Here is a 14,600-nt window from a genome sequence, read left to right on the forward strand (position 1 = left end):
CCACACCCCGCAGGGTGATGTCGGGCGGCCCCAGGCGACCTATTCCTAACGAGAACACGCCCCCCATGAGCAGTCTTCCCACCGGCCATGATCAGGCCGCCCAGGGCCAGACCGGTTTCGACCGGATGGCCCATTTGGTCATCGTGGCGCTGCTCTGCGCCATTTCCGCAGCCGTTATCGTCACCGCCTGGGGCTTCCCCGCGCCCATGCTGGGCGGCAGCGACGTCGGCGCCGCGCGCTTTCCGCTGATCTATGCCGTGGCGCTGCTGGGGCTGACGGCCATCCTGCTGGCGCAGACCCTGGCGAAGCCGGTGGCCGCCGCCGTGCCGCCGGTGGAAAAGCCGCATTACGCGCGTGTCGCCATCGGCATGCTGCTGATGCTCGTGAACCTGCTGGCCATTGGCTATGTCGGCTACTTCCCCTCCGCGCTCGTGCTGCTGATGGCGCTGATGTTCCTGATGGGGCAGCGCAGCCCGGTGTGGAACCCGGTGATCGCGCTCGCCGTCACCACGGTCATCTACTTCCTCTTCGACTATGCGCTGAACGTGCCCTTGCCGGCCGGCAGCCTGTTCGAATAACAGCCCCGCCGGAATCATTCTCATGGAAAATCTGCAGTTGCTGCTGGGGGGCATGCAGACGCTGGCCTCCCACCCGATGGCCATCCTGCTCTCCATCTTCGGCGTCGCTGTCGGCATCGTCATCGGCGCGCTGCCGGGGCTGACGGCGACCATGGGCGTCGCCATCCTGCTGCCCTTCACCTTCGGCATGGATGCCGTCTCCGGCCTGCTGATGATCTCGGGCGTCTTCTTCGGCGGTGTCTATGGCGGCTCCATCACCGCCATCCTGCTGAAGATCCCGGGCACGCCGGCGGCGGCGGCAACGGCCATGGACGGCTACGCGCTGACGCTGAAGGGCAAGGCGGGCGTGGCGCTGGGCGTGGCGACGCTATCCTCCTTCATCGGCGGCACGATCAGCGTGATGATCCTGATCTTCCTGGCCCCGGTGCTGGCGAGCATCGCGCTGGAATTCAGCGCCTCCGAGACCTTCGCGCTGGCCTGCTTCGGCCTTTCCATCATCGCCAGCATCTCCTCCGGCTCCCTGGTGAAGGGGCTGATCGCCGGCTTCCTGGGCCTGCTGGTGGCTTCCATCGGCCTGGACCCGATGGGCGGCTTTCCCCGCTTCACCGGCGGCTATACCGAGCTGTTCAACGTGCCCTTCATCCCGGTGATGATCGGCCTCTTCGCCGCCGCCGAGGCCTTCAAGGCCATGGAAGGCTCCGAGCTGCGCGCCGATGCGGGCGCCAAGCTGGGCCGCCTGCTGCCGAACGGGGCGGAGTTCCGCAGCATCATCGGCACCCTGCTGCGCTCCAGCGGCCTCGGCGCCTTCATCGGCGCGGTGCCGGGCGCGGGCTCGGACATCGCGGCCTATGTCAGCTACAACGAGGCGAAGCGCTTCAGCCGCAATCCGGAGAACTTCGGCAAGGGCGAGCTGGCCGGCATTTCCGCCTGCGAGGCCGGCGCCAATGCCTGCACCGGCGGCGCGCTGTTGACCATGATGACGCTGGGCATACCGGGCGATGCCGTCACCGCCGTGATGATGGGCGCGCTGACGCTGCAGGGCCTGCAGCCGGGGCCGCTGCTGTTCAAGGACCACAGCGACCTGGTCTTCACCCTCTTCGCCGGCATGCTCTTCTGCTACGTGATGCTGCTGGTGCTGGGCCTGGGCTCGCTGCGCTTCATCGGCCGCGTGCTGATGATGCCGAAGTCGGTGCTGACGCCGCTGATCCTGGTGCTCTGCATCGTCGGCACCTATGCCATCAACAACAGCATCTTCGACATCGGCATCATGCTGGCAGCCGGCGTGGTCGGCTACTTCATGCAGCGCTGGGACTTCCCGGCCTCGCCCGTCGTGCTGGCGCTGATCATGGGGCCGATGGCGGAGTCTAGCTTCCGCCGCGCGCTGTCCCTTTCCAACGGCAGCTACGACTTCCTCTGGACCCGGCCCATCACCGTGGGCCTGCTGCTGCTGGCCCTGGTGACGCTGCTGCTGCCCATCCTGCGGCAGCGGCGCCGCTCCTCCGCCGCATTGACGCAGGGCGGCGCGGGCGCCTGAATGCCACGGTCCGGGCATGGAGCCCGGATCGCCTGCCGCGTGGCGCCCGGAAACCCGGGGGCCGCGCGCCGGCTTTTGACAGGATACCAACCCGGCTTCCCACACCAGGGTGGCCACGGCACAGATGGGCGGCGGTGGCCCGGCCTGGCGCTGACCCATCGCGCAACGACACAGCAGCCAAGGAACCTCCGGCCATGACAACAGCCCGCCCCGGCCTGATCCGATCTGTCATGCGACGCTTCCTGGACAGCGAGGCCTCGGGCGGCCTGGTGCTGATGGCGGTCGCGGCGGCGGCTATTCTGGTCGCCAATTCGCCGCTGGCGGAAAGCTACTTCCACCTGCTGCACATCTATGCGGGGCCGCTCTCCGTCTCGCACTGGATCAACGACGCGCTGATGGCGGTGTTCTTTCTGCTGGTCGGCCTGGAGATCAAGCGGGAGATGCTGGACGGCCAGCTCTCCTCCTGGAGCCGGCGTGTGCTGCCGGGCGTGGCCGCGGCCGGCGGCATGCTGGTGCCGGCGCTGATCTACACCGCCTTCAACCACGACAGCCCGGAAGCCATGCGCGGCTGGGCTATCCCGACCGCAACCGACATCGCCTTCGCGCTTGGCGTGCTGTCGCTGCTGGGTAGCCGCGTGCCGGCCTCCCTCAAGGTGTTCCTGGCGGCGCTGGCGATCATCGACGACCTCGGCGCGGTGGTCATCATCGCGATCTTCTACACCAGCAACCTGTCGCTGCCGGACTTGGCCGGCGCGGCGGTGCTGCTGGCGGTACTCTACGGCCTCAACAGGGGCGGCGTCCGCTCGCTGGTGCCCTACCTGCTGCTCGGGGTGGTGCTCTGGGTGCTGGTGTTCCGCTCGGGCGTGCATGCCACCGTGGCAGGCGTGCTGCTGGCCCTCACCATCCCGATCCAGAAGACTCCCGGCGCGCCGGAAGCACATGGCGACCTCTCGCCCCTGCACAAGCTGGAACACGCGCTGAGCAAGCCGGTGGCCTTCATCATCGTGCCGGTCTTCGGCTTCGCCAATGCCGGCGTTTCCTTCGCCGGCCTGTCCTCCGACATCCTGCTGGCGCCGCTGACGCTGGGCGTGGCGCTGGGCCTGCTGCTGGGCAAGGTGGTCGGCGTTTTCGGCTTTTCCGCCCTGATGATCCGCCTGAAGCTGGCGGACCTGCCCAGCGGGGCGAGCTGGGCGCAGTTCTTCGGCGTGGCCATCCTCTGCGGCATCGGCTTCACCATGAGCCTGTTCATCGGCCTGCTGGCCTTCGCCGAGCAGCCGCTGCTGCAGTCCGAGGTGAAGTTCGGCATCCTCGGCGGCTCCATCCTGGCAGGGCTGCTGGGCTACCTGTTGCTCCGCGTGGTGAAGCGCAAGGCGGCCCGGCCGGCCACCGCCAGGGCCTGACCCGCCTTGCCGGCCACGCTCCCGTCAGGCAGCGGGGCCGTGGCCGGCCATCCTTTCATTGCCGACCGCTGCCCCCGGCCCTACACATCGAGCGGTGGGCAATGAACAGGATTTACGGCGAAGCGCAGGCGGCGGGGCGGAGCCCTGCCGAGGACCGCCACGCTACGGGGATACAGCACGCTGGCTGAGGGCCTTCCCGGCGGTGCCGAGGACTGCCGCCCACTCCCACCATGCCGCCAGGACCGAGGCCGGTCCGGATAGCCCCTGCCCCCTTCCCGTTTCCCGACCGTGCCGGAGCGACTGATGGACGATCAACAAGCCGCTCCGAAGGCCCGCACCGGCGTCAGCGGACTCGACGATATCCTGGTAGGCGGGCTTGCCACCGGCCATCTCTTCCTGCTGGAAGGCAGTCCTGGCACCGGCAAGACCACCATCGCGCTCAGCTTCCTGCTGGAAGGCGCGAAGCGCGGGGAACTCGGCCTCTATATCACCCTCTCGGAGACCGAGCAGGAATTGCGGGATGGCGCCAGGTCCCATGGCTGGGACATCCCGGAAGAGGTGACGGTCTTCCAGCTGGTGCCGCCGGAAAGCCTGTTGGACGCGGCGCAGCAGCAAAGCCTGCTCTATTCCTCGGACCTGGAGCTGGGCGAGGCCACGCGCCAGATCTTCGAGATCTTCGAGCGGACCCGCCCGACCCGCGTGGTGCTGGACAGCCTCTCGGAAATCCGCCTGCTGGCGCAGAGTTCGCTGCGCTACCGGCGGCAGATCCTGGCGATGAAGCATTACTTCGCCCGCTTCGGCGCCACGGTGCTGCTGCTGGACGACCTGACCTCGGACACGCTGGACAAGACCGTGCACAGCGTCGTTCATGGTGTTATCCGGCTGGAGGAGCTTGCGCCCGACTATGGCGCGGAGCGGCGCCGGCTGCGCGTATCCAAGTATCGCGGCCAGAGTTTCCGCGGCGGCTACCATGACTTCACCATCAGGCCCGGCGGCGTGCAGGTCTTTCCCCGCCTGGTGGCCTCCGAGCACCGCATCGGCTTCGAGCGCCGCCGCATGACCAGTGATATCCCGCGGCTGGATGCACTGCTGGGCGGGGGTGTCGAAAAGGGGTCGAGCACGCTGGTGCTGGGCCCCGCCGGCACAGGCAAGAGCACCTTCGCGCTGCAATTCGTCACGGCCGCCATCAGGCGGGGGGAAAAGGCGGCCATCTTCGTCTTCGATGAGGAACTGGGCCTGCTCTTCAACCGTACCCGCACCATGGGCTATGGCCTGGAGCAGTGGCGCGACGAGGGCCTGCTGCATATCGAGCAGCTCGATGCCGCCGAACTGTCGCCCGGCGAGTTCGCCCACCGCGTTCGGGACCGAGTCGATTTCGCTCAGGCCAAGACCGTGGTGATCGACAGCCTCAACGGCTACCAGGCGGCCATGCCGGATGAGAACGCGCTGATCCTGCATATCCACGAGCTGCTGCAATACCTCAACCGGCAGGGCGCCACGACCTTCCTGACGGTGGCGCAGCATGGGCTGGTGGGCGACATGAAGTCGCCAGTGGATATCACCTACCTCGCCGATACGGTGATCCTGCTGAGGTATTTCGAAGCCATCGGGAAAGTCCGGCGTGCCATCTCCATCATCAAGAAGCGCACCGGGGCGCATGAGGACACCATTCGCGAATACCGCATCGGTCAGGACGGTATCAGACTCGGTGAGCCCTTGAGCGACTTCCAGGGCGTGCTGCGCGGCGTGCCCACCTTCGTCGGTGGCACCGCGCCACTTCTCGACACGCCAGCGCCCAAGTGACGGCCGCCCCCGGCGGCCAGGAGCCACAGGCGCTGATCTTCATGCCGCATGGCCGCGATGCCATCATCGGGGAGATGCTGCTGCGGGAAGCCGGCATCGCCTGCGCCGTCCATGACAGCCTCCCGGGCCTGGAGGCGGCGCTTGGCGATCGGGCCTGCTTCGTCGTGCTGACGGAGGAAGCCCTGCGGGGCGCCGACCTGCGCGGCATCGTCGCCTGGATCGCGGCGCAGCCGGCCTGGTCGGATCTGCCCTTCATCGTCCTGACGCGCGGCGGCGGCGGCGGCCCCGAGCGGAACCCGGATGCCGCGCAGCTCTCGGAACTGCTGGGCAATGTCACCTTCCTCGAGCGCCCGTTCCACCCGACAACATTTGTCAGCGTCGCGCGCTCCGCGCTCAAGGGCCGGCACCGGCAGTACGAGGCACGCACGCGCATCGAGGAACTGCACGAGAGCGAGGACCGGCTGCGCACGGCACTGCTTGCCGGCCGGCTGGGCACCTGGGAATACGATGTCGAGACCCGGGCCCTGACCACCTCGTCCACCTGCAGGGCGATCTTCGGCCTTCCCCCCAATGCGCCGTTTGGTTACGCGGAACTGGTCCAGGCCATCCACCCGCAGGACCTGGAACGTGTGCAGGCGAGCGTGCGCCATTGCGTCAGCAACGGCATCGATTACGCCGTGGAGTACCGCACCCTCTGGCCCGATGGCAGCATCCACTGGGCGGAGATCCGCGCGCGCCTGGTGCGGGACCGGACCAGCGGCAACCGGCGGCTTGTCGGGGTGTCGCTCGACATCACCGACCGCAAGCGGGCCGAAGACTGGCTCCGCCAGATGAATGAGACGCTGGAGGAGCGTGTCGCCGTCCGCACCGCCGAGCTGCGGCAGGCGCATGATGCCATGCTGGCCGAGGCCACGCAGCGCCGGCAGGCCGAGGAGCAGCTGCGCCAGTCGCAGAAGATGGAAGCAGTCGGCCAACTGACAGGCGGTCTGGCGCATGACTTCAACAACCTCCTCGCCGGCATCAGCGGCAGCCTGGAGCTGCTGCGTCAACGCCTGGAGCAGGGCCGCACGGCGGAGCTGGACCGCTTCGTGGGCGCGGCCCAGACGGCCGCGACACGGGCTGCGGCCCTGACGCACCGGCTGCTGGCCTTCTCCCGCCGCCAGACGCTGGACCCGAAGCCAACCGCCCTCGACAACCTGACGAGCGGGCTGGAGGAACTGATCACCCGCACGGTGGGCCCTTCCATCTCGGTCTGGCTGACAGGCGAGCCGGAACTCTGGACCACGCTGATCGATCCCAACCAGCTTGAGAACGCGCTGCTGAATCTCTGCATCAACGCGCGCGACGCCATGCCCGATGGCGGGCGGCTGCTGATCGAGACCACGAATATCCGCATCGATGCCGATGCGGCGCGCGAGGGCGATGTGCCGGCGGGCGATTACGTCGCGCTCTGCGTCAGCGACACCGGCATCGGCATGACGCCCGAGATCATGGAGCGCGCCTTCGACCCCTTCTTCACCACCAAGCCCATCGGCCAGGGCACGGGGCTCGGGCTTTCCATGATCTATGGCTTTGTCCGCCAGTCCGGCGGCCATGTCAGGATGCAGTCGGAACCGGGCCGGGGCACATCGGTGCGGCTCTACCTGCCGCGCCACACGGCCGGAGCGCCGGCTGCCGAAGCACCGGCGGCTTTTCCGCCCGCACCACGGGCCGAGCCCGGCGAGACGGTGCTGGTGGTGGACGACGAAGCCACGGTGCGCATGCTGGTGGTCGAGGTGCTGCAGGACCTTGGCTACGAGGCCATCGAGGCACCGGATGGGCACGCTGGCCTGGAGATTCTCCGCTCCTCCGCCCGCGTCGACCTTCTGGTGAGCGATGTCGGCCTGCCGGGCGGCATGAATGGCCGGCAACTCGCCGATGCAGGCAGGGCCCTGAGACCGCGGCTGAAGGTGTTGTTCATCACCGGCTATGCCGAAAATGCCGTGATCGGCGATGGGGGCCTGCCCCATGCCATGGCGGTGCTGACCAAGCCCTTCTCCCTGGAGGCATTGGCCCTGCGGATTCGCGGCATGATCGCCGCCTGAGGCATCGGCCCTCCCGCCGCTTCGCCCAGCCATCGGCGATGCTGGCGTGCCATCAGGATCGGGGGCATCGTGCAGGGTGGCGCCGGAATGTTGAGCCGCCTGCCGGAGTACGTTCAAGAAAGGAGAAGCCGTGTCACTTCCTGGAACCATGCGCCTCATCGAGGTTTCCGCGCCCGGTGAGCCGGAGGTCCTGCAACTCGCCACCGGCCCCCTGCCCAGTCCCAGGCCAGGTGAGGTTCTGCTGCGCGTCCTCGCTGCCGGCGTGAACCGGCCGGATGTGCAGCAGAGGCGCGGGCTCTATCCGCCGCCGCCCGGCGCGAGCCCGCTCCTGGGCCTGGAAGTAGCCGGCGAAGTCGTGGCCCTGGGCGACAACGTGGCAGGGCTGAGCCTGGGCGACCGGGTCTGCGCTCTGGCGAATGGCGGCGGCTATGCCGAATACTGCGCCGTGCCCGCGACGCAGTGCCTGCCCTGGCCCAAGGGCTATGACGCCCTGCGTGCGGCCGCACTGCCGGAGACCTACTTCACCGTCTGGGCCAACCTGTTCCAGATCGGGCAACTCGCCAAGGGCGAGAGCGTGCTGGTGCATGGCGGCAGCAGCGGCATCGGTGTCACGGCCACCAAGCTGGCGAAGGCTTTCGGCGCGACGGTCTATGTCACCGCCGGCTCCGAGGAGAAATGCGAGGCCTGCCGCGGGTTCGGCGCCGATGCGGCCATCAACTACCGCAGCGCCAGCTTCGAGGAAGAGATCAAGCGGCTGACCGATGGCCGCGGCGTCGATGTGGTGCTGGACATGGTGGGCGCGGATTACGCCGCCGCGAACCTGCGCTGCCTGGCGCCGCGCGGCCGGCTGGTCGTCATCGGCTTCATGGGCGGCAGGATGGCTGACGGGATCGATCTGGCGCGCATCGCCACCCGCCGGCTGGTGATCACGGGCTCCACCATGCGGCCCCGCACGGCGGAGGAGAAAGGCGGCATCGCAGCGGAACTGCGCGCGCAGGTCTGGCCCTTGCTCGAGCGGGGCGAATGCGGGCCGGAGATCCACGAGGTCCTGCCTCTGGCCGAGGCCGCTGCCGCGCATCGGCTGATGGAAGACAGCCGGCACATCGGCAAGATCATGCTGCGCGTCAGCCCTGAATAGGCGTTTGGTGGAACCACGGCAGGCGGCGAGGTCGCGGGAAGGAACGCGGCCTCATCCGCTTGCCGTGCAAGGAAGGTCTGGAAATCCATGAGGCGCGCGGCGGCCTTGGGTGGCCGCCAGCTTCACCTGCCCGGAACCCGGTCCCGGGCACCAAAATCTTCAGGGCGCCCAGGCCTGCCGCAGACATCCGGCGGCGAAGCTCAGTACCGCGGGCACGGTGCTGCTGACCTTGTCCATGGTCAGGATGGCATGGGTCTGGTCGTTCAGGTCCAGGCGGGTGACACGGACACCATCCTGTTCCAGCCTCTCGGCGTAACGCAGACCTTCCTCCCGCAGCGGATCATGGCCGCAGGTCATCACCAGCGCCGGCGGCGTGCCATGCAGGCTGGCGGCCCGCAGCGGCGAGGCCTGCCAGTCCAACCCCGCCCCGGCCGAGGGCAGGTAGTGGCCGATGAAGTAGCGCATGGTGGCCGGCGTCAGCACCATGCCTTCGGTGGGCGGCCCATAGCTCTCCGCGCGCAGTGCCAGGTCCATGGCCGGGTAGAACAGCAACTGGAACACCGTGGGTGGCACCGCGCCATCCCGCCCCATCAGCGCCAGCACGGCGGCGAGGTTGCCGCCGGCGCTGTCTCCGCCCAGCGCGATGCGCGCCGGGTCGATGCCGAGCGAAGGTGCCTCGGCCACCAGCCAGTGCAGCGCCGCGACGCAATCCTCCACCGCGGCCGGATAAGGATGTTCCGGTGCCAGCCGGTAATCCACTGCCAACACGCAGGCGCCCAGTTCCCGCGCCAACCGGCGGCAGACCCAGTCATGCGTCTCCAGGCTTCCCAGCACCCAGCCGCCGCCATGCATGAAGAGCAGGCAGGGCGAGTGCTCCGGCGCATCTTCGGCGCGATAGAGCCGCACCGGAACCTCGGTGCCGCCGTGTGCCGCCCGCAGATCCTGCACGGAAGGCAGCGGGTCGCCCGGCGTCTGCAAGGCCTTCGCGCGGGCGGCATGGGCCTTGCGGGCCTCGGCGGGTGGCAGGCTTTCATAGGTCGGGCTGTTGTTCTGCCGCATCAGTTGCAGCAGGTTGATCAGGTCCGGATGAAGCGCGGGCATCCTCTCTCCCTATAGCGAGAGGCCGCCGGGCGAAGGCCCGGCGGCCTGGTGACGTGGTTACGGTGGCCAGTGCTGCTGGATCTGTTCGTCAGGCGCTGCGGACAAAGCCCTCGTAACCCTTCTGCACCACGTCCTCGCAGATCCTGGCATAGCGCGCCATGCCGCCCGCGTAAGGCATGAAGACGCGCGGCTTGCCGGGAATATTGGCGCCGAGATACCAGGAGGATTCCGCCTGCGGCAGCAGCGTCGCGTTGGCGGCCTCGTTGACATGCGTCACCCAGCTCTCCACCGCCGCAGGATCGGCCTCGATCCGGCGCAGGCCCTGCTGCCGCATGTCGTCGATGCAGCGGGTAATCCATTCCACATGCTGCTCGATAGCGACAGGCATGTTGGTCAGCACAGACGGGCTGCCCGGGCCGGTGATGGTGAAGAGATTGGGGAATCCCGCCACCTGCAGGCCCAGATAGCTGCGCGGCCCCGCCGCCCAGGCTTCCTTCAGCGCCAGGTCATCGCGCCCACGGATATCCAGCGCCAGCAGCGGCCCCGTCATGGCATCGAAGCCGGTGGCGAAGACGATGATGTCCAGCTTGTGTTCACCGTCCTGGGTGCGGATGCCGTCGGGCGTGATCTCCAGGATCGGCGAGGCCTTCACATCCACCAGCGTCACGTTGTCGCGGTTGAAGGTCTCGAAGTAGTGGCTGTCGATCGGCGGCCGCTTGGTGGCGAAGTGGTGGTCCTTCGGCGTCAGCTTCTCCGCGACCTCGGGGTCCTTGACGATGCTGCGGATCTTGGCGCGGATGAACTCCGAGGCGGTGTTGTTCGATTCCTTGTTGGTCAGGATATCGTTGAAGGTGGCGCGGAAGCGCATGCCGCCCCGCTCCCAGGCCGCCTCGTAACGCGCCAGCCTCTCCTCTTCCGTCAGGTCCATGGCCGAGACCGGCGGTGGCGCGAAGGGATAGCCATTCATGGTGGAACGCGCCATCTCGCGGATCGCGGCATAATCGGCCTTGATCTGCTGGCGCTCCTCCAGGCTCACGGCGCAGTTGCGGGCGGGCACGCTGTAATTGGCGGTTCGCTGGAACACCGTCAGATGCGCCGCCGCTTCCGCGATGACCGGCGTGGCCTGGATGCCGGTGGAGCCGGTGCCGATCAGGCCCACGCGCTTGCCGGTGAAATCGACATCCTCATGCGGCCAGCGTCCGGTGTGGTACCACTGCCCCTTGAAGCTCTCCAACCCCGGGATGCGCGGCACATTGGCCGAGGACAGGCAGCCCACCGCCGTGATCAGAAAGCGCGATCGCAGCGTTTCTCCCGCCTCGGTGGCGACCTGCCAGAGCCCTTCCGCCTCATCGAAGGCGGCACGGGTCACGCGGGTACTGAACTGGATGTCGCGCCGCAGGTCGAACTTGTCGGCCACGAAATCCAGGTAGCGGCGGATCTCGAAATGCTTCGGGTAGCGCTCCGTCCAGTCCCATTCCTTCTGCAACTCGTCGGAGAAGGAGAAGGAATAGTAATAGCTTTCGGAGTCGCAGCGCGCGCCTGGATAGCGGTTCCAGTACCAGGTGCCACCGACGCCTTCGCCGGCTTCCAGCACCCTGGCATTCATCCCCAGCTTGTCGCGCAGTGAATGCAACTGGTACAGGCCAGCGAAACCGGCCCCCACGATGATCGCGTCGAGAATCCCCGAATCCTGGGCCACCGGCCGGTCGAGCGTGGCTTGCGCGCTGGTCATGATGCGCAACTCCCTGATTGTTCTTGCTTCACTTTGGACGTCTCAGGCCCGGCGATGCTGAGGCATCTGCCAGGCCGGATGAAAAGTTAGGGGCTTGCCCCCGGCTCGGCAATTTCCGAAGCTTCCAAACAGATGTGAATTTCTGTCACAGGACACGCCGTGGACCGTCTGGGAGAGATGCTTGTCTTTGTCCGCGCCGTGGAGGATGGCGGCTTCTCCGCCGCCGGCCGCTCGCTCTCGCTGTCGCCCTCCGCCGTCAGCAAGCTGATCGCACGCCTAGAAAACCGGCTGGGAGTGGTGCTGTTCAACCGCTCCCTCCGCAGCTTGGCGCTGACGCCGGAAGGGGAGGCCTTCTTCCCCGCCGCCCGACGCGCCATCGCGGCGGTCGAGGATGCGGAGGCCATGGCCGTCACCGGGGTGACGGCGCATGAACTGCTGCGCATCCGCTCCGTGCCGACTTTCGCGGTGCACAAGCTGGCGCCCCTGGTGCCGGGCTTCCGCCGCCTGCACCCGGCGCTGCGCCTCGAATTCCTGCTCAGCAACGAGCCCGGGAACCTCCTGGAGGGCGGCGTTGATCTGGCCATCTCTATCGGCCACCTGCCGGATTCATCGCTGGTGGCGCGCCCCATCATGGACATGTGCTGGGTCATCTGCGCCGCACCGGCCTATCTGGAGGAGCACGGCATGCCGAGCAGCCCCGCCGAACTGGCCAACAGGGACTGCCTCAACTTCAACAAGCAGATGCCCTGGAGCACCTGGACACTGCATGGCAGCGGCCGCTCCACCCAGCGCATCCGGGCCCGGGGCAGCGTCACCGCCAACCAGGGGCAGATGCTGATGGCGCTGGCGCTGTCCGGGGCGGGCATCGCCCGGCTGGCGGATTTCCAGATCGGCGCGCATCTGGCCGCCGGGCGCCTGGTCAGGCTCTTTCCTGACCACGATGCCCTGATGAAGGATACGATCTACGCCGTCTATCAGAGCAAGCGGCACCTGAGCCAGCGGGTGCGGGTGTTCCTGGATTTCATGGACGCATCCTTCTCCCGCCAGCCATAGCGGCGTGGCGGGCCTAATCCGCCATGGCGGTGGCCCGCGCTGCCTCCTCACGCGGCGAGATCAGCGCATCCAGCGCAATGCCGCCTTCCTCCCGCACCAGGAATGGATTGATCTCGACACTGGCGATGGAATCCTCATGCGCCACCGCGAATTCTGAAAGGCGGCAAAGCGCCTCCGCCAAAGCCTGCCGGTCCAGCGGGGGAGAACCACGCCAGCCCTGGAGCAGTCTGGCGCCCCTGACCGCATCGATGAGCGCTTCCGCCCGTACCGGGGTCAGCGGCGCGGTGGCGAAAGCCACGTCGCTGAACAGTTCCACGGCAACGCCGCCGAGGCCGAACATCACCATCGGCCCGAAGACCGGATCGCGCTGCACGCCGATGATGGTTTCCAGGCCGCCGCGAACCATCGGCGCGACCAGCACTCCATCGAGCCTGGCAGAAGGCTTTGCGGAGCGGGCACGGCGCAGCAGTTCGTGGAAGCCCTCGGTCGCGGCCGCGGCGTCAGCCACGTTAACCAGCACACCGCCGACTTCCGTCTTATGCGGGATGTCAGCGGAGAGGATCTTCATCACCACGGGAAAGCCCAGTGCCTCGGCGGCCGCCCGCGCTTCCTCGGCACTGGTGCAGACATGCTCTGGCAGGACAGGAATGCCGGCGGCCCGCAGCGCCGCCTTCGCTGTGGCCTCGTTGCCGGTCTCCAGGCGCAGGGGCGGCGCCGCGGCAACGGGTGGGGCGGCCCTGGCCGCCTGTTGCAGGACGCGGGAGAAGGTAGCGCCAGCCACCGCCCGCACTGCTCGCGTCGGGTCCTCGAAGACCGGGATGCCGAGTGCCTCCAGCCGCAGGCGGATCTCCTCGATATGCGTCATGACGGCCACGACCAGCCGGTCCGGGAAGTTCCTGCGCAGCGCGGCCAGCGATTGTTCCAGCGGCGGGAAACGTTCCAGGTTGCGTCCGAGATGCGCCATATAGGCGATGACCGTGCCGAGATCGGCGCCGCGCATCATCTCCTGGCTGATGCCCTCGAAGATCTGCAAACCGCCATTCAGCTGCGCGGTGGTATCAATCGGGTTGCGCCCTCCCGCCACCGGCTGGATCTTGAGGATGGCTTCCATCGCCGGGGCCGGCATCGGCGGCAGCGCCAGCCCGGCCCCGATGCAGGCATCGGCCATCAGGACGCCGATGCCGCCGGAGAGGGTGAGAATCCCCACATCGCCGGAGGGCGGCCGCAGGCCGATGGCGCAGACATAGGCGATGTCGATCATCTCCTCGATGGAAGCGGCGCGATAGGCGCCGCATTCCCGGAAGACGGTGTCGATGATCCGGTCCTCGCCGGCCAGCGAGCCGGTATGGGTCGCCGCCGCTGCTGCCCCAGCCTCGGTGCTGCCGACCTTCATGATGATGACGGGCTTGCCTGCCGCCGCCGCCTTCAGCAACGCGCGGCGCAGCTTGCCGCCGTCGCGGCAGCCTTCCAGGGCGGCGCAGATGACGGTGGTGCCCGCATCTTCCACCAGATAGTCGATGCAATCCGCGACATCGAGGTCGGCCTCGTTGCCGGTGGCGATGGCACGGCTGATGCCGAGGCCACGGAAGCTGGCGGCGGCATAGACATGCGAGCCATAGGCGCCGCTCTGGGTCGCCACGCCGATGCGCCCCGGCCCGGGACGCGCGGTGTCCAGCAGGCTGGAGAAGGTGCCGAAGAAGCCATCCGCCGGGCTGATGCTGCCCAGGGCATTCGGGCCAGTGAAGCGCATGCCGTGGCGGCTGGCGATCCGCGCCAGCTCTTCCTGCATGGCGATGCCCTCGCCGCCTTCCTCGGCAAAGCCGGAGGACAGGATCTGCACCTGCAGGATGCCCTTCTCGGCGCAGTCCTCCAGCGCCTTGCCGACCAGCGGCGCCGGCAGCACGATCAGGGCGCTGTCCGGCACCTCCGGCAGGTCCAGCACATTCGGCCAGGATGGATGGCCCTGCACGGGCTTGCCGCTGAGGTTGATGGGAAAGATGCGGCCGGAATAGCCGAAGCTCGTCAGGTGCCGCAGCACGCGGCCGCCCAGTTTCGCCGGGTCGCCGGAGGCGCCGACCACGGCAATGGAACCCGGGCGGAACAGCTTCTCAAGCCTGTGCACCAGTGATCTCCTTGAGGCGTGACAGACGGCCGGCATCCAGGCCGGCCACGAAATC

10 protein-coding genes are annotated in these 14,600 nt (G+C 68.0%); 7 read left to right on the forward strand and 3 right to left on the reverse strand.

What is annotated here, in order from left to right; all coding sequences use genetic code 11:
• Positions 1-65 precede the first annotated feature (65 nt).
• The 6 genes from EBE87_RS15385 (at position 66) to EBE87_RS15410 (ending at position 8,537) form a co-directional block, all read left to right on the forward strand.
• Entirely contained in the window at positions 66-578 is a 513-nt protein-coding gene (locus EBE87_RS15385) for a tripartite tricarboxylate transporter TctB family protein (RefSeq protein WP_158600848.1), read from the forward strand.
• 22 nt (positions 579-600) lie between these two features.
• Positions 601-2,112: a tripartite tricarboxylate transporter permease gene (locus EBE87_RS15390; RefSeq protein WP_120637667.1), complete on the forward strand. Its 1,512-nt coding sequence runs from the start codon at positions 601-603 to the stop codon at positions 2,110-2,112.
• Positions 2,113-2,306: 194 nt separating this feature from the next.
• Complete coding sequence (gene nhaA, locus EBE87_RS15395; RefSeq protein ID WP_199707259.1) at positions 2,307-3,512, forward strand: Na+/H+ antiporter NhaA; 1,206 nt, start codon at positions 2,307-2,309, stop codon at positions 3,510-3,512.
• A 303-nt stretch (positions 3,513-3,815) separates the two neighbouring features.
• Positions 3,816-5,315, forward strand: a complete 1,500-nt coding sequence (locus EBE87_RS15400; RefSeq protein WP_120637665.1) for an ATPase domain-containing protein — start codon at positions 3,816-3,818, stop codon at positions 5,313-5,315.
• Positions 5,312-7,399, forward strand: a complete 2,088-nt coding sequence (locus EBE87_RS15405) for a hybrid sensor histidine kinase/response regulator (protein ID WP_233553140.1) — start codon at positions 5,312-5,314, stop codon at positions 7,397-7,399. Before EBE87_RS15400 ends, EBE87_RS15405 begins: the two co-directional genes overlap by 4 nt.
• A 130-nt stretch (positions 7,400-7,529) precedes the next feature.
• Positions 7,530-8,537, forward strand: coding sequence for an NAD(P)H-quinone oxidoreductase (locus EBE87_RS15410; RefSeq protein ID WP_233553139.1), 1,008 nt, complete (start codon positions 7,530-7,532; stop codon positions 8,535-8,537).
• A 159-nt stretch (positions 8,538-8,696) separates the two neighbouring features.
• On the opposite strand, the gene EBE87_RS15415 is transcribed toward EBE87_RS15410, so the two are convergent.
• The gene (locus EBE87_RS15415; RefSeq protein WP_120637663.1) at positions 8,697-9,638 is read right to left on the reverse strand and encodes an alpha/beta hydrolase; all 942 of its coding nucleotides are present in this window, start codon (positions 9,636-9,638) and stop codon (positions 8,697-8,699) included.
• Positions 9,639-9,726: 88 nt separating this feature from the next.
• Positions 9,727-11,370 carry a flavin-containing monooxygenase gene (locus tag EBE87_RS15420; protein ID WP_120637686.1) on the reverse strand — a complete coding sequence of 548 codons (1,644 nt, stop codon included), beginning with the start codon at positions 11,368-11,370 and terminating at the stop codon, positions 9,727-9,729.
• Between the two features lie 159 nt (positions 11,371-11,529).
• On the opposite strand from EBE87_RS15420, the gene EBE87_RS15425 reads away from it, so the two are divergent.
• On the forward strand, positions 11,530-12,423 hold the full coding sequence (locus EBE87_RS15425) for a LysR family transcriptional regulator (RefSeq protein WP_147426003.1): 894 nt from the start codon (positions 11,530-11,532) through the stop codon (positions 12,421-12,423).
• A gap of 13 nt (positions 12,424-12,436) precedes the next feature.
• Here the strand turns inward: EBE87_RS15425 and EBE87_RS15430 are convergent, their stop codons facing one another.
• Positions 12,437-14,545 (reverse strand): acetate--CoA ligase family protein, encoded by a 2,109-nt coding sequence (locus tag EBE87_RS15430; RefSeq protein WP_120637661.1) that lies wholly within the window; start codon positions 14,543-14,545, stop codon positions 12,437-12,439.
• Between the last annotated feature and the right edge of the window lie 55 nt (positions 14,546-14,600).

The organism is Teichococcus wenyumeiae (assembly GCF_003696345.1).
GTDB classification, from domain to species: Bacteria; Pseudomonadota; Alphaproteobacteria; order Acetobacterales; family Acetobacteraceae; genus Pseudoroseomonas; species Pseudoroseomonas wenyumeiae.